Genomic DNA, 18749 nt, shown 5'->3' with positions numbered 1-18749 from the left:
GAAAAAATGTTCGTAAAAATTAACAATCTAGTTAATTCGATGGGACAGGCCGATTACAAGGGTCTGGATATTTCGAAGAATATTCCCGGTTCGCAAGCTTATGCCCTTGAGAATGGAGACAATTACTGTGTGCTGGAAACAACACAGGAGACGACTCCTGAGCACCTAGACCTGATCATATTAACGGACGAAGATTATGCACGGGAGCGCGACGAAATCATAAGTAAGATGGTCCCGGCCCCTGACCCTATCGCGGAGTTGAGACAAGAGAACGTCGAACTAAAACAAGCCATCGCGGAGTTGACGATGATGATCGCCGCCGCGCCGCAGGCTTGAGGGGAGGTGATGGACCATGACATTTACGCCGAATAGCGGGCTTGTCAAAGTTTGGGTAAGCCTGGTACTGGCCGGGACATACGCGTGGGACCAAGTGCCAGCCTTGTACAATCTCAAGACGGTTGTTGGGGAAGTCGTAAACGGCACAGCAGAATAACCAAAGGATAGCGCCGAAAGGCGTATTTTTTATGCCCTCGGAGCCGATCCGGGGTTTTTAATGTGTCCAGGAAAATTTTCCTGACCTGAAAGGAGGTCCCCATGTTCGGAGGACCCTTCAACCGACTGCCCTTTAATCGTCAATTGTCGCTGGAAATATTCTTTTCGGTTAACTTTGAGAGCAACACAGAATTCGAATCACGAATGAACCTTGAAATGCCCTTGTCCGCCAACTTCGAAATGGAAACAGAGTTCACATCAGAGATGACACGGGAGATTTATTTCGGTGTCATCTTTGAAAGCGTGACGGAATTGATGACCAAAATGATCCGGGAACGGATGATGCAAGTCGAATTCGAGAGCAAAACGGAGTTTGACGCAAAGTTAAAGTTATTTCACGTGGATGAGATTGAGTTTGTGGGAGAATTCAAGCCTGGCGACAAGATCATCATCAACAGCGAAAAGTTTAAAATCACCCGGAATGGAGAAAACGTCTCCGATTTGTACGTCGGAGACTTCTTTGATCTGAATCTCGGAACGAATAACTTAGCCTGGACGGACCCGGCGACCGGGCGAACTGTTCTGATCCGCATCACACATCGAGACAAGTTTTTGTATTAAGGAGGAGCTATGGATTGGATGGATTTAACCCAAGGACAATTGCTGGTAGAATACTGGTGGTTATGGGCAATTGTCCTTGTAGTGGCGATAAGTTTCTCAGAGTATCTCCGAAAGAAATGATTATGATAGACAAAATTTGTGGAATTCCCGACCAAGTGAACTTATTTGTACTGATTCATTAATGCCGTTGCCTGATCCCCCGATAACTATGCCGTTTAATTGTGAATCTACTAAGCCTAGTAGTTTGAGCTGGGATAGATGACCCAACATTACGGCTTGCTCAACACCAGGCTTGCCGATCGTTCTATCGATTACAGGGCTTTGTTGATTTACGAAAAAAATTAATAGTTCAATTTGATTGGGTGTCAGAGTCCCGAGGATATTTAAGAACAGCATCCTCTTATCATAGTTATTTTGTTTTACAGGAGAATACAGATTCTTTAAGTAAAAGATTTTATAGTAGTTTCGTTTTTGTTCTATATGTTCGGTCTCAATTTTTTCATGAAGGTTCTCAATGATGGAAGATAATTCGTCAGGATCGTGGGTTGAAATGTCAGGCAATGTTTCGGTGATGTTCTCAATAACTCCCTTCAATTCCGAATAAAACGACTCCAACCTTTTGAACCTTTTCTCCTGCTTGTGGCCAAAATACAAAGTTGCCAATGGTCCACCGACATATGGGATTGTCTGGACTAGAGCTTCTAAAGCGAGATCAAATTTACCGCTTTTATCATTCATATGATCGCCTCCTATTATTATCCTACTACAAAATCTTATGGTAGACGATTTACAATGAAACGAGGTGATATCTTGCCCAAAACCATGCAAGTGTTTGATAAAAACTTCAAGCGTTTAGGCACCCTGATCGACGCTTACGGCATCGAGCGACGGAGACGGCTCAATTCCGACTATGAGCTGTCTTTTTTTGTGCCCATGTCTTCGGACGACTATCTGGAGAAAATCCAGCAGAAGGGCCATGTGAAGGATGAGCGCGGCCAGTTTTACGTAATCAACAGCCGCAAGCGGGATCGCTCGAAAAAGAAGCTGACGGCCCTGATTACGGCTACGCACGTCATGTTCAAACTGAACGATTACAAAGTGCTATATGATGACTACATTGCAGAAGCGTACGGCGTGCACATCTCCACGCTGCTGGACAAGATTAGCGAGTGGACCGGTGGCCGGTTCACGTTCCAGGTACATGACACATTCGACCTTTGGGATATTAAGGACTTTGGCCGGACAACCGCTTTGGCCGCTCTCAATCAGGTGGTCAACTTGTTCGGCGCCGAGATCCGGCCGGACAACTTCGTGATTCACATCCATAAAAAAATCGGCTCACAGACGGACCGGTTCGAGTATCGGACTAAGAAGAACATCATCTCCGACTCTTTCAAGGACGACGCCACCGGACTTGTAACCCGGATGTATGCCCAGATGAAGGACGGCCGGACGTGGGTTGGGATGTCCGCTGATAACCTGACGGCGGAGGAACGTAGCTTGCTGCAGTCAGTGCAGGGGGCCATTCAGAACGGCAAGGTCATGGTCAACTACCTGTTGTCTCCGTACGTTAACTACTGGAGGAGCGACAGCGTCCCGTATTTCGACGGTGAGAACGTCCAGCAGGACATCGAGGACCCGATCGAGCTGCTCAAATCCACCCGGGAGGAGCTGCGGAAGAAAGAGATGCCGGAGCTGGAGATCACCCTGGACGCTGCGGATCTGCACAAGATCGACCGCGACGAGCGACCGCCGGACTTGGGGGATGCGGCTACCGTATATGACCCGGACATGGAGATGAATCGGATTGCCGTCCGGATCGTGGAGCTGACGGAGTACCCGTATTCAATCGACCAGCACTCGAAGGTAACGCTGGCCAACTTCGCGTTGAAGGACGACATCGATCTGATCGCTGATTTGGAGCGTTCCCGGAAGGTGATGGAGAACCTGCTTTCCGGAGGCCGGATCCGGGCGGATGTGTTCGAGGCCTTCGCGCGGCAGGCGGTGATTGATATTGATAACAGCAAGACGGAGCTGATTTATCCGCCTGAAGGCGGCATCCTTGCCCAGGAGAAAACAAATCCTCTTGAGCAGGTTCGTATCACTTCTAATGGCCTTGGAATTTCCACGGATGGATGGAAGACGATCAGATCCGCTATAACCGCCCGCGGTGTTGTAGCCGAGACGATTGTTGGACAGCTCGGCTCCTTTGTTTCCATGTTGATCGGCAGCGGGAATGATATCGTGCAAATTAACACGAAAGGCATCGCAGCCGGCGCCGCCGATTTCAATTCTGCTCCATTCCGGGTTGATATGAAAGGGAACCTGGTCGCCAACAAGCTGACGGCAAACTCCGCACAGATCAATACTTCAAACCTCAATTCATCAACATGGAAGGACGGCTACTTCACGGGGAATATTACGGCACAGGGCGAAATCACCGGCGGGACGCTGACAGGTGCATTGATTCGAACGGCAGCAAGTGGCCAACGGATCGAGGTCAGTTCATCCGGGCTAAAGGCAATCGATAATGTCGGCCGCACACGGATTTCCATTTCTCAATCCGGCAGATACGGCGTTGCCGGCACGGAATACTATGATGACAGCGGGGTGTTTCGTGGCATTATTGCTGGTTTGGATGACGGTTTCTATATTGAAGCAGGCCAGCGGATCAACCTCTACGCATCGGTGATCGATTTCAATGGAGGGACAACTGACTTTATGACTAACGTTGATTTTTCCTCAAACGTAGATTTCACGTTTGCCGATAGTGTGACGGGTCTTTCGATGTCAATGATTAGTGGTTTGGCTGCTGCTTTAGCAAATAAAGCATCGCACGGAACGCCAACGGATTATGTTACAGTAGCGGTTCACAATCATGGCATTCCCAATGGCACTGTTTTGAGGACAGCAGATGGTGGTACAGTTACGTTTGTTTCATATGCCGGAGATACTCATAGACACGTTGTGTAAGTCGTACTTGAATCTTTCAGCATCCCCAGACGATAATATATTCAAGAAGTATTTTCCAAGGAGGATGAAACAATGAAACGAAGCTTTATCACAGGCGCGATATCTGGAGTGTTGGTTGGAGCTCTGATTTTCGGAGGAGCGTCTTCGTTTGCTGCAGGCGTGAATCCGTTTGCGAAATCCAAAATTAATGGCGTATTCTCGGTTTTCAAATCGGATGGCACTAAAATCGCGGATGCTCCTGTCATCGACGGGTCTGCATACGTTCCGGTACGTGTAATGTCCAACGCTGCCGGAATAGACTTAAAAGTTGAAGGGAAGTCAATCATTATGGGGGAGCAAATCAGTTCATCAACTGGATCACAAATTATTGGTGAAGATGATGCATTAAGCCCGGAGGAATTGGAATTGGCTAACAGAATCAGCCGTAATCAACGCGACATTCTTTCTTGGAAAGGCCTAATCGATACGGAAAACGAAACCATCAAAATGTACGAGGATAAGATTGCAGAAGAGAATTCTCGTACCGAAAAGGTACCTAGTAGGATCGAAGGATTAAATGCGAATATCGCAAAGAGCAAGGAACGCATCGCGGAGTATCAAGCCAAAATCGACTTCGCCGAGACCGAGATTAAGCAACTTGAGGCCATATTGAATAAGTAATGCATATTTCTCCAGAGTCTGCGAACCCCGCAGGCTCTTTTATTTTGCCCGGAGAGGAGGTGAATCACTTGGCAGCAATTACTAAAGTGGACGTGTCGATCGACCTGAGGTATCCGGTACAGGAGGTGTCGGACATCATTGCGCTGATCCTCGGCATGTATCCAGGACGAGAGATCGAAATCTTGCGGGGAATCGATGAGGAAGTTGGATCGGCGTTGGCCAGACTGGAGCATGCGGGGGCGCCGGCATCTGAGCCGGAGAACGAGAAGCCTTCAGAATAGATAGATAACGGGAACGGGGGATGAAGATATGGATATAACAGCAATCACGGCAATTATTTCTGTTGCAGCGGCGTTGAGCGGGATTGCATTAGGGTGGGCGGGCCGGGCGAGAACAGTACGGCAGGACGTTTCGCAGGATGCCGAGACGATCACAACGCTAAAAAATGATCTTGGCTACATCAGATCTGGCGTAGATGATATTAGGTTCGAGCAACGCATGCAGAGCCAGCGCATTGATGCTTTGAGCGAGCGAGTCACACGTAACGAAGAATCCGCTAAGCAGGCGCATAAGCGGATCGACCGGATAGAAGAAATGGAAGGGAGGGGATAAGCTTTGGACAAATCAAAATACCCGATCGAGCGCCTTTATATCGCTAAGCGCCCGAACACACGGCCAGGCACCCGGTTAAAAACGGGAACGCCGGCCTTTTTTGTTGCTCACGATACGGGCAATCCAGGGGCGACAGCGGACAACCATTTTACGTATTTCAACAACCTGACGGATCGCTCGGCTTCCGCGCACGTTTTTATCGATGACACGAAGATCTTGGAGATCATTCCGACCGACACCGGAGCGGATCCGGCGGAGAAGGCATGGCACGTGCTTTACAACGTAACGACTGACAATGATCAATTCGGTTACGATGCCAATGACGCGGCGCTGGGTGTGGAGCTGTGTTACGGGGGCCGGATCACCTTCTCAGAGGCGTACAAACGTTTCGTGTGGTACTTGGCTTACTGCTGCGACAAGTGGGGCAAGAATCCGTCTACGCACATCGCCAGCCACAAGCAGCTGGACCCGGCACGCAAAGCTGATTGTGAGCAGGCGTTGAAAGCAGGCGGCAAGACGTTCAAGGACTTGATCACAGATGTTGCCGCCGAGCTTGCCGCGCCGATCGCTCCGCCGGACTTTACTCCGCTGCCAGACGGTATCGCTCAGGCGCTCATTGACAACTATGTCTCGCCAGCATGGTTTGCGGCCCAAAAGGTCGGGGACGAGGTTGGCAAGACCCATTTCCACAACCTGGCCAACAACCTCCGGATGGCCGCTGGTATTCCGATGACTCACGAGGGGGCCGCCGCGCCGATGACAAAGCTGCCGAAGAGCAACGCTCAGGAGATTATTTTTCGCTGGCTCTCCCCAGCATGGTTTAATGCTAAGGCGTCTGGGGACAAGACGGCGATGATGTACTTCAACAATCTGGCCAATTACCTGCGGATAGCCGCGGGTATCCCAGAAGAATAAGAGAGGGGTTAGATAATAATGGACGCGTTGAATAATGTAATGGCGTTCGCCTCGGCGTTGGCCGTGTTCGTGCTGGCGTTGGTGCAGCTGGTAAAAACGACGATCAACCTGCCGAAAAATATCATCCCGCTGATCGGTGTGGTGATCGGCTTCCTGGTCGGCGCCGCCGCTTCTCCCTTCACAGACCTAGGTCTGGTGCTGCGGATATGGGCTGGTGGTCTTGCTGGCTTATCGGCTACGGGGTTGTTTGAGCTTGGGAATAAGCGTGATGGTAGCACGAAGGAATAATTTGCGTTGTATTGGTAATTGAAATCAGAAAGAATGGTGAAAAATCCCCACTGGCGATTATGCTGGTGGGATTTTTTTGTTTATTAGACATGAAGGAAAATAAAGAATTAAATTTTCCATTAAGAATAATAATAAAGTCATTGAAAAGTTGAAAGGAGATCAACAAATGGAAAATGGTAATGAAGTGCCGATTTCCGATGAAACCCAGGATATTGCTGCTACTGGATTAGCAAATTCAAAATGCCCATGTAGTGAAACTGATGAAGCTTTATGTATGCAATATGACAAAGGACAAAACCTTGCGACACTTAATACATCTTGGAGTATGGGACGTCTTGATGCGGGTGATTGCGAAGTCCGAATGACTGATGCATATATCTGGCCGGATGGGAAGGTTAAAATTTATGCAGAATATCATGATCATGGCAGTGTTTTTGGTGATCATTTTAAGATAAATTATAGTTTTCAAACGAGCGATAAAAAGGAGATATTTTCAATAGAGTCTAAATTTACTCTTACTGCCGGAGAAGATTATTCACTAAATCACGAAGATAATTTGCCTGTAATAAAAGAGTACTATGATAGGATAACAACACTCTCCCGACACTTATCTTGTACACCGGATTATTAAGTTAAGTTTTTTAAAGGCCCGCTGACCTTATTTGGTTGGCGGGCTTTTTTATTTCCTACAAAGATAAAAAACTGCAAATTACTAGTTTATTTTTATAGATCAGCAATTAATTGTTTAGACAGTTTATGTTGTCTGGAATATTCTTTTTATTGCACGAAATGAATAGGAGGTAGTTGTTTGATGAAATTAGTTGGTAAGTGCTGCATAATATTTTCATTGTTTTTGATGTCAATCTTATCTTTTACAGGAATAATAACTCACGCTGCTACACTTGGAAGTCAACTTACCGCTCCAGAAGAAGGTTGGAAAAGATATAACGATACCGCCTCAGAACTAACATATCATGGCACTGGTTGGGAGTATATTCAAAATGTATCAGGTAGATACGAAGGCGACGGACATGGTCAATTAAGTGGAGACAATTCCGGAAAGATGAAATTTAAGTTTGAAGGTACTAAACTCAGAATTATTGGATTCGTACATCCTGAAAAAGGCTTTGTATTTGCTAAAGATATCAAGATCTCAATAGATGGAAATAGTGAGCATTTTGGGATGGATAATATAATTAGCAGGCTGCAAGAACAAACTATGGTTTATGAAAAAGTTGGACTTGAAAAAACTATACATACAGTAGAAATAGAGACGATAACTCCTACTGAAGTAAGGGGGATGAATATTGATGCAATTGATATTGATGAGGATGGTCGATTAATAGATTTCTATACCCCTATCAACCTTAAAGCCTCGGCAGGTAACAAACAAGCAACTCTATCCTGGAACCCGGTTGAAGGAGCAGAAAAATACACTCTATACTTTGGTACTGAGTCAGGAAAATATACTAAATCCGTTAGTGTAACAGCTGACGCTTATGGAAACTACATTGTTCCTGATTTAACAAACGATATTACGTATTTCTTTGTGGTGACTGCCACAGTAAATGGTGTGGAATCGGATTATTCCAATGAGGCATCAGCCACACCGAAAGCTGATCCAAAGCCAACCCCCGATCCAATAGGTAGTCGTGCCATACTAATCATTACCATGGTTAGTGGACTTGAAAAAGAATATGATCTATCAATGGAAGAAGTTAACGACTTTATTGATTGGTATGATTCCAAAGATGGTGGAAATGGCCCATCAAGATATGCTATTGATAAGGGAGTAAACAATAAAGGCCCGTTTAGCAAACGGACTGATTATGTAATTTTTAATAATATCCTGACTTTTGAGGTTAATGCTTATAACAACTGAGTTTAATACGTGCCCGCTAGCAAAAGCTAGCGGGTTTATTCATTAGAAATCTGAGGATGTTATCGGTATAATATGGTAGAATTCCGGTAAGGAGGTCGAAATATGATACTTTCGAAACGCTTTATGCGACCGTTAACCTCAGATATCCACCTTTACACCGCGCAAGTGGACCGGACGCCCATTGTTGTTTTCATCGCAGACGAGCTCGTTGGAAGCGGAAAAATCGCGGAGATAACGGAGAATAGCGTTAAGATCGGGGAAGAGCGTTATCTTCGTGCGGTGTGTACGTTTAAATATGCTGGTTAGTATTAGGAGGAAACCTAGATGGCATTCTCAAACAAATGGATAAACATTCTTAACCGAGTTGACGATATCTGCAGTCAGATTAGGATGCCATGGTTTAGAGGCCACTCTAATACCGACTACCAGTTAAGTTCCGGTCTATTTAGAAATCGAAACTCTCATGAAATAAGTACTATAATCAATCATGAACGGGCCTATTACAGAGAATTTTTACATAACGGACATGCACACCACAGCCAAACAGATTGGAACTTACTTTATCTTATGCAGCATCATGGTGTTTCCACAAGACTGCTTGATTGGACCGAATCATTTTCTGTCGCTCTCTATTTTGCATTTAAGGACTGGGACTCCCACAATAATGCTTGTGTTTGGATTCTTGACCCTTTTGAATTGAATTTAAAGACTAAAAATAACCAGCTATATTACATTCCATATGAGGGCGCCCCGTATGAAGATTTTTTATATAAAGATGAGAGTTTTTTCGAATATTCAGTAGCCCTTTTTCCGATTAGAAACAGTAACAGATTAATAGCCCAGCAAGGTGTTTTTACTCTACAAGGAAATAAAGGGGTACCTCTAGATCAAGAACATTATGGTAGACTAGTTAAGGAAGATGCCCTTGTAAAAATAGAATTAACTCAGGACATTAAAGATGATGTTGGAGATTTCCTTTACTTGTCTGGAGTAACTGAACACACACTATTTCCGGATATGGATGGTTTATCTCGTAGTATGAAAAAAGATAGGGCTTACTCTACCTCTAGAGTGATTTACAGTGATACTAAATAATAAACCGCTCGAACACCGGGCTCCGCAGCTTCCCCGCGCGAGTCCAGTTCCTCATTTTCACGCGAGCTCTTATTCGCGGCTCCACAAATACAAAGTCACGATCCTCCCCGGTTACCAACTGCTGAGCAACCCCATAAAACGCCTGCCGCTCCGTCGGCTCCGCACCAAATTCGATAATACCGGCCGGACATACCCTTCCGCGCTCATCCGCAACGCCTGCCAACCACCCAAACTCCGCTTTTTTGTACCCAGTGATATACACGTCGGCATATGTCCAGTTGATCACCTTACGCCAGCTATTGGACCGGCGTCCGGTTTCATAAACACTGTCCATTCGCTTTCCGACGATGCCCTCCATACCTCGAGCCTTGATTTGCTCAAAAAGCGCCTCACCGGTACCGACTATGTGCGGCACGACGCCAAAGCTGGGGCTCGGCAGTGCTAAGTTCGCGAGTATCTCCTTACGTTCCCTTAGGAGCAAACGGCGGAGGTCACGACCCTGGTACATTAAGATATCAAATATGGCATAATAGGCCGGCAGCTCTCCGGTGAGCCGCATGATTTTATCAGCTCGCTTTGCTTGAAACCGCGTCATGACTGCCTCAAAATCAGACACTCCGGTTACTGGATCGACACAAGCGACCTCGCCGTCCAGAATCACATCATGATCAAACGGCAGCTGCAGCTCTGGATATTGGTGTGTACAGTCGTTTTTGTGACGTGTATATAAGCGGACGACGCCATCCTGCTGGGAAAATAATAAACGGTGGCCATCTATCTTGGGCTCATAAATGAAACGTGGGTCACTAAACGGGCCCGGCGCTGTTGCGAGTAACATCGGATCAATAAACATAAAAACACCTCTCTATCGATTATAGCGCTCGGCTGTTCGAGAGAGAGGCGGTAAGTTGTGGAATCGGGTTTCTATTCGCTCATGCGGTATTCATTTACTTCAAACGTCAGAATGTTATTGAAGATCACATAATCAGTTCGCTTACTAAACGGCCCTTTGTTGTTATTGTGTTTATCAATTGCATACTTGGATGGACCAGCGCCGGCGTCTTTTGCGTCATACCAATTAATGAAGGCATTTACTTCGCTTATTGAAAGATCATATTCTTTTTCTAATCCAGTCGTCATCGTGACTACTAAAATAGCCCGGTCACCAGATGGTTGCGGTTGAGGATTTGGTTCTGGCTCTGGTTCTGGCTGTTCAGTAATTGTATGGTATAAATTCAATTCTGCAACTTTATATGTAATAGATCCTCTGTGACCCAAAAAAACTCTTGAAACATTTGTGTATGTTTGTGGGAAATTGTAGATCCCACTATCACCTTTAAGGATTTGCCGATAAAAGGTTCCGATTTCGTTACCCTCACTATCATAAAATACCATGCTAATCGGCCCATCATTGTAGTTAAGAATCTGCATTTTATATGCGCTAATATCTGTTGGTTTATCAAAGTCGTAAATCAACGTGTCCCTTGCTGTTGCACTATCCTGGACGTATGCAAAAGAAAGAAATGTTGACTCATCATTATCCGTCATTAATGTAGTACTTTCTAGGATATTATTTTGGTTTGTTCCAGCTTTAATAGGTTTGCCATCTAAGAGGGCTACATATTGTTCCTCAGCTTTTACTAATGGTGATAACGGTGATAATTGAAATGAAAGACAGAAGAGAAGCAACATTGATACGGCAAACTTGATTGATCGACTTAACATCATAATTATTCCTCCAATATTTTTATTTACAAAAAAATAATATTAATGTTATTCGAACTTGTCCATACAAAATTGTCTATATATGCATATTGAAGTCGAATCCTAGAGGGAATTTTTCTCATTGAATAAAGAACATATATTCGCATATAATACAAACAAACGTTCGTATTATTGTGAGGAGGAATGATGGTGAAATCAGCTAAGCGTATTATCATGCTTGGTGATTGCCAGTCCTTTTATGCCAGTGTAGAGAAGGCTGAGAACCCGCAGTACCAAGACCGTCCGTTGGTCGTGGCTGGAGATCCGGAACGTCGATCGGGAATCATCCTTGCCGCCTGCCCGATCGCCAAAGGATTCGGGGTGACGACGGCGGAGACGCTGGGAACGGCTTTAGCTAAATGTCCCGATCTCGTCGTAATTAAGCCGCGGATGCAGACTTACATCAATGTTTCGATGCAGATCACGGACATTTACAAAAGCTACACAGACCTGGTCGAGCCGTACAGCATCGACGAGCAATTTATTGATGTAACTGGGTCAATGCATCTATTTGCCAATTCGCCGGAGGAACTTGCCCGAATAATTCAGACACATGTCCAGGCCACCAGCGGGGTCCGCACCCGCTTTGGGATTGCCGAGACAAAGATTCTTGCAAAGACAGCCTGTGATAATTACGCCAAAAAAAATCCGTCCGGCATATACACCTTGACCAAAGAAATGTTACCAGAAACACTTTGGACGCGACCCGTCAGCGATATGTTTATGGTCGGCAGTCGGATGCACCGGCATTTTATGTCTATGGGGCTACACACAATCGGTAATGTCGCTCAGACTCCTTTAGGCAAGTTGAAACAGATGATGCGGCAGAAGTTCGGCAAAAACTCAGACATACAGGCCGAAATGTATTGGCGGATTGCGAACGGAATTGATGATAGTCCCGTAAAGCCGGGGACGCACCAAGTCCCACCAAAGTCAGTCGGGCACATGATGACCTTACCACGCGACTACTACAAACTAGACGAGGTAAAGGTTGTATTGCTCGAATTAACGGAACTTGTTTGCATGCGTTGCCGCGAGCTAGGTTTTATGGGTGGGGTCGTTAACGTTGGCTGCAGGGGGGCGGATTTTGACCACCCGACTGGATTCTCGAGACAAATGAAATTGCCCGATCCGACCAACGTTACCAAACAGGTGTACGACGGGGTGATACAACTGTTCCGCCGACATTGGAACGGCGAGCCGATTCGTCAGGTTGGCGTTTCTCTATCCGGGTTGGTGGGGGCTGAAGAATATCAGATCACGTTGTTCGATGATCGACCCAAGTATCAGGCACTTGAAAAAGCGACCGATGAAATCAAACGTCGTTTCGGTGACTCAGCAATACTGCGGGCTTCTTCGCTTACAACGGCCGGCCAGGCACTGCGGAGATCGCAACTGATTGGAGGTCATCTCAAATGAAAAAGCTGGAAGGTAACGGTCTTTGGGAGTCTAGCCGGATGATGCTGCCAGAGCATAAAGAAACAATTATCCGCAAGCGGATCGAAGAGGGGAGGAAGCAGCGACCTGAGCTGGATCCTCAGGAGGTGGAGCTGATCGAGCGGGCGATCGCTGAGGCGTTCCGGGAGCGCCGGCGGATCACCCTTCGCATTTGGGGCGAGTATGAAGATACTGAACTATGCGGGGGAGTAGTAACCGTTCAGACTCATCTACGTGAGATTAAACTATCTACTGGGAATGGAGAGTGGCAGTGGGTAAAGATATCGGACATCGTTTATGCCAGCATATAAGAAGTGTTGCCGGATGCAAACAAGAAGAAATATAATAGTTGAAGACGAAGTTCAGGATTTGCTGAAACTTCGAGGGTCGCACATCCTGAACTTGGTTAAGTCTAAGGACGTGTGATCGCGGTTATTACTCGACTCCAAATAAAAATGGTCACGTAAATGGTCACAAACTGACTTAAACTCAGTTGAATAAATACAGTAAAAAGGCGATAAAATCAATGTTTTTTAAACACACACAAACCCACTTTAACACTTCCTCTAAATCAGTTGGTTAGAGCGGTCGGCTCATAACCGATTGGTCACAGGTTCGAGTCCTGTAGGGCCCATACGTGCGAAACCCCCTTGATCATCAAGGGGGTTTCTTTTTATGTGGTTATTAAGATTGGGGAATATTCGATGAAACGTCACCGGCTCGGATCCGTCGGAAAAATGAAAGCCCCACTAACACTCAAGTTAGTTGGGCTTTCATTTTCGCTCAATCAACGAAGATAGTCATTGTGACAATAGCCTGATATTGACTTGCCATTTATATCTTTGCCCCATACATAAGTCCAATCTGCAGAAGGTATAGGGTCTATAGCGCCATAATTGACGACAGTTCCATTCGCGAATTTACCTATTATGGAATAATTAGTTCCTGGACCGCTGCGTACATTCAAGTTCGATCCATCGGTTGTTACCACCGCAGTCCACTCATCACTGGCGTGAGCTTGTTGGACGGGCGCGATAGAAGGTGAAAGGAAAAGCAAGAACATGGATAAAATGATCATTGTTCCTATCTTTTTCATTGAAAAACCTCCTCTTCGAATGTGAAATTTGGAACATATATTATCAAAAAAATAGGTTGGCCAACCTTAATTTACCATAACATAATAAGGAAGGTATGTATATAGATGTTTTGGATTGTCGTGGAATATATTAACCTCTAATGACGATAAACAAGACAAATCATCCAAATGATCGCAACGATCCATACGAGTAGGATGAGACTTCCTGCGAACCAGTTTCTGGGTTTGCCCTTCTTCAATCGTTCTTCGGCAATGGCTTCATATTCTCGGATCACGGACTCGGGGATCATTCTTAAAGCGATCGCAATACCGAGCGGAATGAGTATCACATCATCCAGATACCCTAATACAGGGATAAAATCGGGTATCAAATCAATTGGACTGAAGGCATAGGCGACGACGCAAACGGCAAAAATTTTGGCATACCAAGGCGTCCGACGATCCTGATAGGCAAAATAAAGCAAGAAGATCTTTTTTTTCAGTTTTCTTGCCCACGTCCTAATTTTTTGAATCATTCCGCTACTCCCGTGTGCTTTTTTCTTCATGTTACCATGCGGCGCTGAGGTTTGCATAACGATAAGACCCATCCAGTATTATAGAAAGATCACTAGCAGTGCCCAAATTAGAAAATACCCTCCGAGGATCATAGAAACGAACCCCTTGAATCTCATGGATTCCAGATAGGACTTGCTAGGTTCCGCGCTACCTCTAACTTTCCAAGCCTCATCCATTCGCCAGAACGCATCCTGATGAAAAAAGGAGCCGCTTCCGCGGCTCCCTGAATCATTTGACTTGCTTTTGGATCACCAATCGATGGTATTCGTTGAGCAACTCGTCCAGTCGTTGACTTACCATGACCAGTTCCCTATCGACCAGACGTTTGCTTCCGGCGAGTCTGTTTAGTTCCATCCGGAGCTCTTCAATTTTGAGGATAAGATCCAAGGCGAACAACTCCCAGAATTGAAGTATCTATTGTATACGTCCGCTGTGCACTGGCGACCGTCCTGCGGATCCCACTTTATATCTGTCCGCACCAGGCTAAAGTGGTAACTATACTTTCTATGTCCGTTTTTGTAAATCCTCCCTAAATCCTGAGATAATATGCAAAAAACTGTCGATTCAGTGAATTTTATTAAAATTGAAGGTTTCTCGAAAGGCAGAAAAGGACCGCGGGTGGGCGGTCCTTTATCGGCGAAAGCGATGCGATTATTTGCTATCTTGAGTCGGCGCAGGGTGAGCAGCCAAATATTCGACCGCGTTGTAAGTCAGTACGGCGGCCTCGGCCCGGGTGATTTGATCCCCCGGATGGAATTGCTTGTTCTCATCCAGCTTGGCGATCCCCAGCACGAGCGCACGCTGAACGGTTCCCTGATACGAAACGGTGAGCTGGTCGTCATCGGTAAATTCGATCGGTTTAATATTGATCTTTGGCAAATTGCCATGCTCCTCCATCGCCAAAATCAGCTGATGGGTAAATTCCTCACGCGTCATCGGCTTGTCCGGATTCACGGCTGCTTCCAGATCAAAACCGCTATTTTTCGCGATCACGAACGCCGGGGCATACCAAGCATCTTCCTTGACGTTAGTAAAGTAGTCGCTTGCTCCCTGGTTGACCTCCGTTTTGAGCTCCAACCCCAGCAGGTTAACGATGAGCTGAACGCCTTGGCTGGTGGTCAATTGGTCGTCCGGCAGAAAACTGTCGGCGCCGACGCCGCGAACGATTCCTTTAGCCTGCAGTACAGATATACTATCTTTGGCGGTGGAGTGGCTTACGTCTTTAAAGGCGCCTGCGGCGGCAAAGCTTTCTCCGGCAAGCGACAGACTCAGAATGGCAGTGGCGGACAACAGGGCTAAATTACGTTTAAACATGGGGTCATCACCTCGTCTTGTTATTTTTGACAACTACTAGACGAGAGCTTACTGAAAATGTTGCAAACTATCCGAAAGATTTTCCAAACGGGATGATTCGCGTCACATGATTGATTTCGTCAAGCTGAACCCACACAGCTCCTTCTGTTGTTCGCAGCTGTACTTTGTCTGGTGCGGAACCCCATTTAGGCAGTCCCGTCATCATTTGTCCATCATGGAGCTGAACGACCACTTGATGGCCGAGAGTAACCGCCATTTTTAATTCATGCATGAAACCAAACCTCACCTTTCCTGAAATTCGAGCCGATCAACGTGCTACAACTAACTTATCATAAATCCCAATCGAATAGTTTATCGGAAAAGGCTGGTCCAGATTTTTGGTTGAATTTGATTCGAAATCTGTATATAATCATAAATACGGGATTTTTCTTGACGTGCCGGGGTGGCGGAATAGGCAGACGCACAGGACTTAAAATCCTGCGATGGGTGACCATCGTACGGGTTCGACCCCCGTCCTCGGCATCTAGAACAAGAAAGAGCGTATTCGATAAACGAATGCGCTCTTTTTTTATAGGAAAAAAGGATTATTTTCGCCAGAAAACGTTACGAAATATGTACCAAATGTCGATATAAAACCCAGAGGGCTGGAAAAAGGTTCCGGTAATTTAGCAATGAAGATAAAGGAGAGAAATCAATGATTGCTAACAGGAAAATGACGTATTGGATGCTCGTCTTGACGCTGCTCCTTTCGGTAATGGTTCCGACGGGCGTGTTTGCGGCAACGGGGGACATCAACTCCATTGCGATCGATGGAGAAAATACGACCATCGAACTTGGCGTGGGTAAAACGAAACAGCTCAAGGTTTCGGCTTCGGTAGAGGGGTCCACCTCAAAGAAGGACGTGACCAGCACCGTGGTTTGGACCACTTCCGACGCGAGTATCGTCAAGGTTGACGAAGGTTTGGTGACAGCGCTCAAGAGCGGCACAGCTACCGTTACGGCGTCTTATAATAATCCGTCAACGCAAGTCGGTTCCAAATCGTTGATCACGATTAAGGTTACGGACACCTACACCGCGTTAACCTTGGATTACAAACTGGACGGGAAATATAGCCTGGACAGTTCCGCATCGGATCTAACCGTTACGGCTAAGGCGAAGGTGGACAACGCCTCGATCGAACCAAAGGATGTTACGGCCGATGCGGAATGGACCTCCTCCAATGCTGGGGTATTAACCGTTGAGAAAGGCCAAATCACGTTAACCGGTTCAGGGGAAGCCACGATTACGGCCAAATATGCCGGACTCACTGCTTCTTTTAAAGCTAAGGTAACTTCGCCGTACTCCGGTTTGAAATTGTATCAGACGGTTGGAACAACCGACACGGAGATTCAGGAGAAGGAAGACCTTGAGTTGATCATGGCCGACAAGGAAGTGAAGCTTCGGGTCAAAACAGTGTTGGCTAGCGATTCTACCACCAATAGCGACGTCTCGGATAAAGCGACTTGGGCTTCGACGGACAACGGCGTAGCTACGGTGGAAGACGGAACGGTCAAGATCGTATCCACGGGGAAAGCAACGATTACGGCATCGTATCTGGGGGAGCAAGTCAAAGTTGATATTTATGTGCGCGCTCCTTATGAGGCGATCCTGTTGACGCCATCCGGCGATCAAATGATGTTTATCGGCGAAGCGCTGGCCATGGATGCCGGCGTGCGCGTCAAAGCGAACGAAACGCAGGACGTTAGCGATGTCGCTGATTGGTCTTCTTCCAATAAATTAATCGCCACCGTGGACGACAAAGGTGTAATTTCAGCCAAGTCAACGGGGACGACCACGATTAAAGCCAGCTACCAAGGCGTAAGCAAGAGTATGAAATTAACGGTACTCCCTACAGTGACCAAACTAGAAGTCGAGAAAGACCAAATGGACGTTTATCTAGGGGGATCTGCCAGCTTGCCGAAAGTCACGGGCACGAAGTTGGACGGAGAAACCGTTGATCTGAGCAATGCAATCACTTGGACCTCAAGTCAAGAGAATATCGCGATTGTGGAAGACGGGAAAATCGTTACGAAAGAATTGGATGATTCGGTAGTATCCGCCGAGGTAACGTTAACCGGGAAGCTTACGGAAGCCGGAATAGGACTGACGCCAAACGCGAGCTTCCCGATTCGGGGGACGACCGTCGAGGTTAAGGTGAGCGTAAAGGAAAAGGTATTAACCTTGCTCGCTTCGGAAGATTCGTTGAGTATCGTCATCGGGACGGAAACTGCTCTGCCGCAAATCACGGCTGTCTACGAAAACGGGGTAGAGCAAGCGAATCCGACGGGTGTAGAGTGGACGGTATCGGGTTCCAATGCAGTGTTGAAGACGACGGTAGACGGGAAGAAGCTCAAAGGTCTCAGCAAAGGCTCCGCTACGCTGAAAGCGACTTTTGAGAACAAAACGGTCAGCTTTTCCGTGACCATCGAACCGAAAATTACCAAGATTGTTGTGGAGCCACAATCGTTCGAGCTGAATATCAAGAAATCGAAATCGATTAAGGTAACGGGGTATTACACGGACGGCAAAAAGGTAACCCTCTCCTCCAAAATGGGCTGGGTTTCCTCCGACGAGAATATCGCTACGGTTTCTTCCTCTTCGGTGAAGGCCATTGCTGAGGGTTCGGTGACATTGACCGGCTCTTACCAAGGCCAAACGGTAACCGTGAAGGTGAACGTGATTCCGAAGCTGATGAAACTGGAGGTTAGCGAGAAAAAACTGCAGTTGGCTCCAGGATCGGCTAAAACGCTCGTGCTCACGGCTACTTATGATAACGGTAAAGTAGTCTCCGTGACCGGCAGCGCCAACTGGACGAGCTCGAAGACGAATGTTGCCAAAGTGTCGGCCGGCAAGATTGAAGCGGTAGCGAAAGGCTCTGCTTCCATCAAAGCGCAATACGGCGGCAAAACGGTGACGGTTAGCGTTTCGGTAAAGTAATGTAGATCGTTTTTTCCAAGAGTCTGCCTTCGTAAAGGCGGGCTCTTTTTTTGCGAGTTAGCAAGTTT

Annotated in this window: 24 protein-coding genes and 2 tRNA genes; 18 read left to right on the top strand and 8 right to left on the bottom strand. The window is 46.5% G+C overall.

Translation table 11 applies throughout. The annotated features are described in order from the left end of the window. The first annotated feature begins 6 nt into the window (after window positions 1-6). The 3 genes from MKZ15_RS15345 to MKZ15_RS15335 all read left to right on the top strand — a co-directional run bounded on the left by MKZ15_RS15345 (window position 7) and on the right by MKZ15_RS15335 (window position 1113). Complete coding sequence (locus MKZ15_RS15345) at window positions 7-336, top strand: hypothetical protein (protein ID WP_339816769.1); 330 nt, start codon at window positions 7-9, stop codon at window positions 334-336. A 16-nt stretch (window positions 337-352) separates the two neighbouring features. Continuing rightward, the gene (locus MKZ15_RS15340) at window positions 353-493 is read left to right on the top strand and encodes a hypothetical protein (RefSeq protein ID WP_339816768.1); all 141 of its coding nucleotides are present in this window, start codon (window positions 353-355) and stop codon (window positions 491-493) included. 101 nt (window positions 494-594) lie between these two features. Beyond that, window positions 595-1113 carry a hypothetical protein gene (locus tag MKZ15_RS15335; RefSeq protein ID WP_339816766.1) on the top strand — a complete coding sequence of 173 codons (519 nt, stop codon included), beginning with the start codon at window positions 595-597 and terminating at the stop codon, window positions 1111-1113. 120 nt (window positions 1114-1233) lie between these two features. On the opposite strand, the gene MKZ15_RS15330 is transcribed toward MKZ15_RS15335, so the two are convergent. After that, the gene (locus MKZ15_RS15330) at window positions 1234-1851 is read right to left on the bottom strand and encodes a hypothetical protein (RefSeq protein WP_339816763.1); all 618 of its coding nucleotides are present in this window, start codon (window positions 1849-1851) and stop codon (window positions 1234-1236) included. Between the two features lie 72 nt (window positions 1852-1923). Between MKZ15_RS15330 and MKZ15_RS15325 the strand changes: the two genes are divergently transcribed. The 10 genes from MKZ15_RS15325 to MKZ15_RS15280 all read left to right on the top strand — a co-directional run bounded on the left by MKZ15_RS15325 (window position 1924) and on the right by MKZ15_RS15280 (window position 9538). Further along, window positions 1924-4086 (top strand): phage tail protein, encoded by a 2163-nt coding sequence (locus MKZ15_RS15325; protein WP_339816761.1) that lies wholly within the window; start codon window positions 1924-1926, stop codon window positions 4084-4086. A 72-nt stretch (window positions 4087-4158) separates the two neighbouring features. Next, window positions 4159-4746 carry a hypothetical protein gene (locus tag MKZ15_RS15320; protein ID WP_339816760.1) on the top strand — a complete coding sequence of 196 codons (588 nt, stop codon included), beginning with the start codon at window positions 4159-4161 and terminating at the stop codon, window positions 4744-4746. Between the two features lie 68 nt (window positions 4747-4814). After that, on the top strand, window positions 4815-5027 hold the full coding sequence (locus tag MKZ15_RS15315; RefSeq protein WP_339816758.1) for a hypothetical protein: 213 nt from the start codon (window positions 4815-4817) through the stop codon (window positions 5025-5027). A 28-nt stretch (window positions 5028-5055) separates the two neighbouring features. Next, the gene (locus MKZ15_RS15310) at window positions 5056-5358 is read left to right on the top strand and encodes a hypothetical protein (protein ID WP_339816757.1); all 303 of its coding nucleotides are present in this window, start codon (window positions 5056-5058) and stop codon (window positions 5356-5358) included. 3 nt (window positions 5359-5361) lie between these two features. Further along, window positions 5362-6273 (top strand): N-acetylmuramoyl-L-alanine amidase, encoded by a 912-nt coding sequence (locus MKZ15_RS15305; protein WP_339816756.1) that lies wholly within the window; start codon window positions 5362-5364, stop codon window positions 6271-6273. A 27-nt stretch (window positions 6274-6300) separates the two neighbouring features. Beyond that, entirely contained in the window at window positions 6301-6561 is a 261-nt protein-coding gene (locus tag MKZ15_RS15300) for a holin (RefSeq protein ID WP_339822441.1), read from the top strand. 166 nt (window positions 6562-6727) lie between these two features. Then, window positions 6728-7192, top strand: a complete 465-nt coding sequence (locus MKZ15_RS15295) for a hypothetical protein (protein ID WP_339816755.1) — start codon at window positions 6728-6730, stop codon at window positions 7190-7192. 180 nt (window positions 7193-7372) lie between these two features. Beyond that, window positions 7373-8443, top strand: a complete 1071-nt coding sequence (locus tag MKZ15_RS15290) for a fibronectin type III domain-containing protein (protein WP_339816754.1) — start codon at window positions 7373-7375, stop codon at window positions 8441-8443. 102 nt (window positions 8444-8545) lie between these two features. Further along, the gene (locus MKZ15_RS15285; protein WP_339816752.1) at window positions 8546-8749 is read left to right on the top strand and encodes a hypothetical protein; all 204 of its coding nucleotides are present in this window, start codon (window positions 8546-8548) and stop codon (window positions 8747-8749) included. Between the two features lie 18 nt (window positions 8750-8767). Beyond that, window positions 8768-9538 (top strand): FRG domain-containing protein, encoded by a 771-nt coding sequence (locus tag MKZ15_RS15280; RefSeq protein ID WP_339816751.1) that lies wholly within the window; start codon window positions 8768-8770, stop codon window positions 9536-9538. On the opposite strand, the gene MKZ15_RS15275 is transcribed toward MKZ15_RS15280, so the two are convergent. Both MKZ15_RS15275 and MKZ15_RS15270 read right to left on the bottom strand, forming a co-directional pair. Continuing rightward, window positions 9531-10391 (bottom strand): ATP-dependent DNA ligase, encoded by an 861-nt coding sequence (locus MKZ15_RS15275; RefSeq protein WP_339816750.1) that lies wholly within the window; start codon window positions 10389-10391, stop codon window positions 9531-9533. The two genes, MKZ15_RS15280 and MKZ15_RS15275, sit on opposite strands and share 8 nt — an antisense overlap. A 71-nt stretch (window positions 10392-10462) precedes the next feature. Next, a complete protein-coding gene (locus MKZ15_RS15270; protein WP_339816749.1) occupies window positions 10463-11266 on the bottom strand; it encodes a hypothetical protein in 804 nt (267 codons plus the stop codon). A gap of 183 nt (window positions 11267-11449) precedes the next feature. Here MKZ15_RS15270 and MKZ15_RS15265 point away from each other — a divergent pair, with 183 nt between their 5' ends. The 3 genes from MKZ15_RS15265 (at window position 11450) to MKZ15_RS15255 (ending at window position 13373) form a co-directional block, all read left to right on the top strand. Next, window positions 11450-12721: a DNA polymerase IV gene (locus tag MKZ15_RS15265; protein WP_339822438.1), complete on the top strand. Its 1272-nt coding sequence runs from the start codon at window positions 11450-11452 to the stop codon at window positions 12719-12721. Further along, a complete protein-coding gene (locus MKZ15_RS15260; protein ID WP_339816748.1) occupies window positions 12718-13050 on the top strand; it encodes a YolD-like family protein in 333 nt (110 codons plus the stop codon). Before MKZ15_RS15265 ends, MKZ15_RS15260 begins: the two co-directional genes overlap by 4 nt. A gap of 259 nt (window positions 13051-13309) precedes the next feature. Next, window positions 13310-13373, top strand: a tRNA-Met gene (locus MKZ15_RS15255). 153 nt (window positions 13374-13526) lie between these two features. Here the strand turns inward: MKZ15_RS15255 and MKZ15_RS15250 are convergent. From MKZ15_RS15250 to MKZ15_RS15230, 5 genes are all read right to left on the bottom strand, one after another. Further along, window positions 13527-13835: an SH3 domain-containing protein gene (locus MKZ15_RS15250; RefSeq protein WP_155607715.1), complete on the bottom strand. Its 309-nt coding sequence runs from the start codon at window positions 13833-13835 to the stop codon at window positions 13527-13529. A gap of 137 nt (window positions 13836-13972) precedes the next feature. Beyond that, the gene (locus tag MKZ15_RS15245) at window positions 13973-14350 is read right to left on the bottom strand and encodes a YkvA family protein (RefSeq protein ID WP_213622590.1); all 378 of its coding nucleotides are present in this window, start codon (window positions 14348-14350) and stop codon (window positions 13973-13975) included. Between the two features lie 268 nt (window positions 14351-14618). Then, on the bottom strand, window positions 14619-14777 hold the full coding sequence (locus MKZ15_RS15240; protein WP_204801116.1) for an aspartyl-phosphate phosphatase Spo0E family protein: 159 nt from the start codon (window positions 14775-14777) through the stop codon (window positions 14619-14621). 264 nt (window positions 14778-15041) lie between these two features. After that, window positions 15042-15704 carry an S-layer homology domain-containing protein gene (locus MKZ15_RS15235; protein ID WP_339816744.1) on the bottom strand — a complete coding sequence of 221 codons (663 nt, stop codon included), beginning with the start codon at window positions 15702-15704 and terminating at the stop codon, window positions 15042-15044. A 67-nt stretch (window positions 15705-15771) separates the two neighbouring features. Beyond that, window positions 15772-15975 carry a hypothetical protein gene (locus MKZ15_RS15230; protein ID WP_155607711.1) on the bottom strand — a complete coding sequence of 68 codons (204 nt, stop codon included), beginning with the start codon at window positions 15973-15975 and terminating at the stop codon, window positions 15772-15774. Between the two features lie 165 nt (window positions 15976-16140). On the opposite strand from MKZ15_RS15230, the gene MKZ15_RS15225 reads away from it, so the two are divergent. Then, window positions 16141-16226: transfer RNA gene (locus tag MKZ15_RS15225), tRNA-Leu, on the top strand. A gap of 172 nt (window positions 16227-16398) precedes the next feature. Then, entirely contained in the window at window positions 16399-18681 is a 2283-nt protein-coding gene (locus tag MKZ15_RS15220; protein WP_339816742.1) for an Ig-like domain-containing protein, read from the top strand. The last annotated feature ends 68 nt before the right edge of the window (window positions 18682-18749 follow it).

It is taken from the genome of Paenibacillus sp. FSL R7-0216 (assembly GCF_037969915.1).
Lineage (GTDB): Bacteria > Bacillota > Bacilli > Paenibacillales > Paenibacillaceae > Fontibacillus > Fontibacillus rhizolycopersici.
Note: the sequence above shows the minus strand (reverse complement) of the source record. Positions and strands in the feature narration are given on the sequence as shown.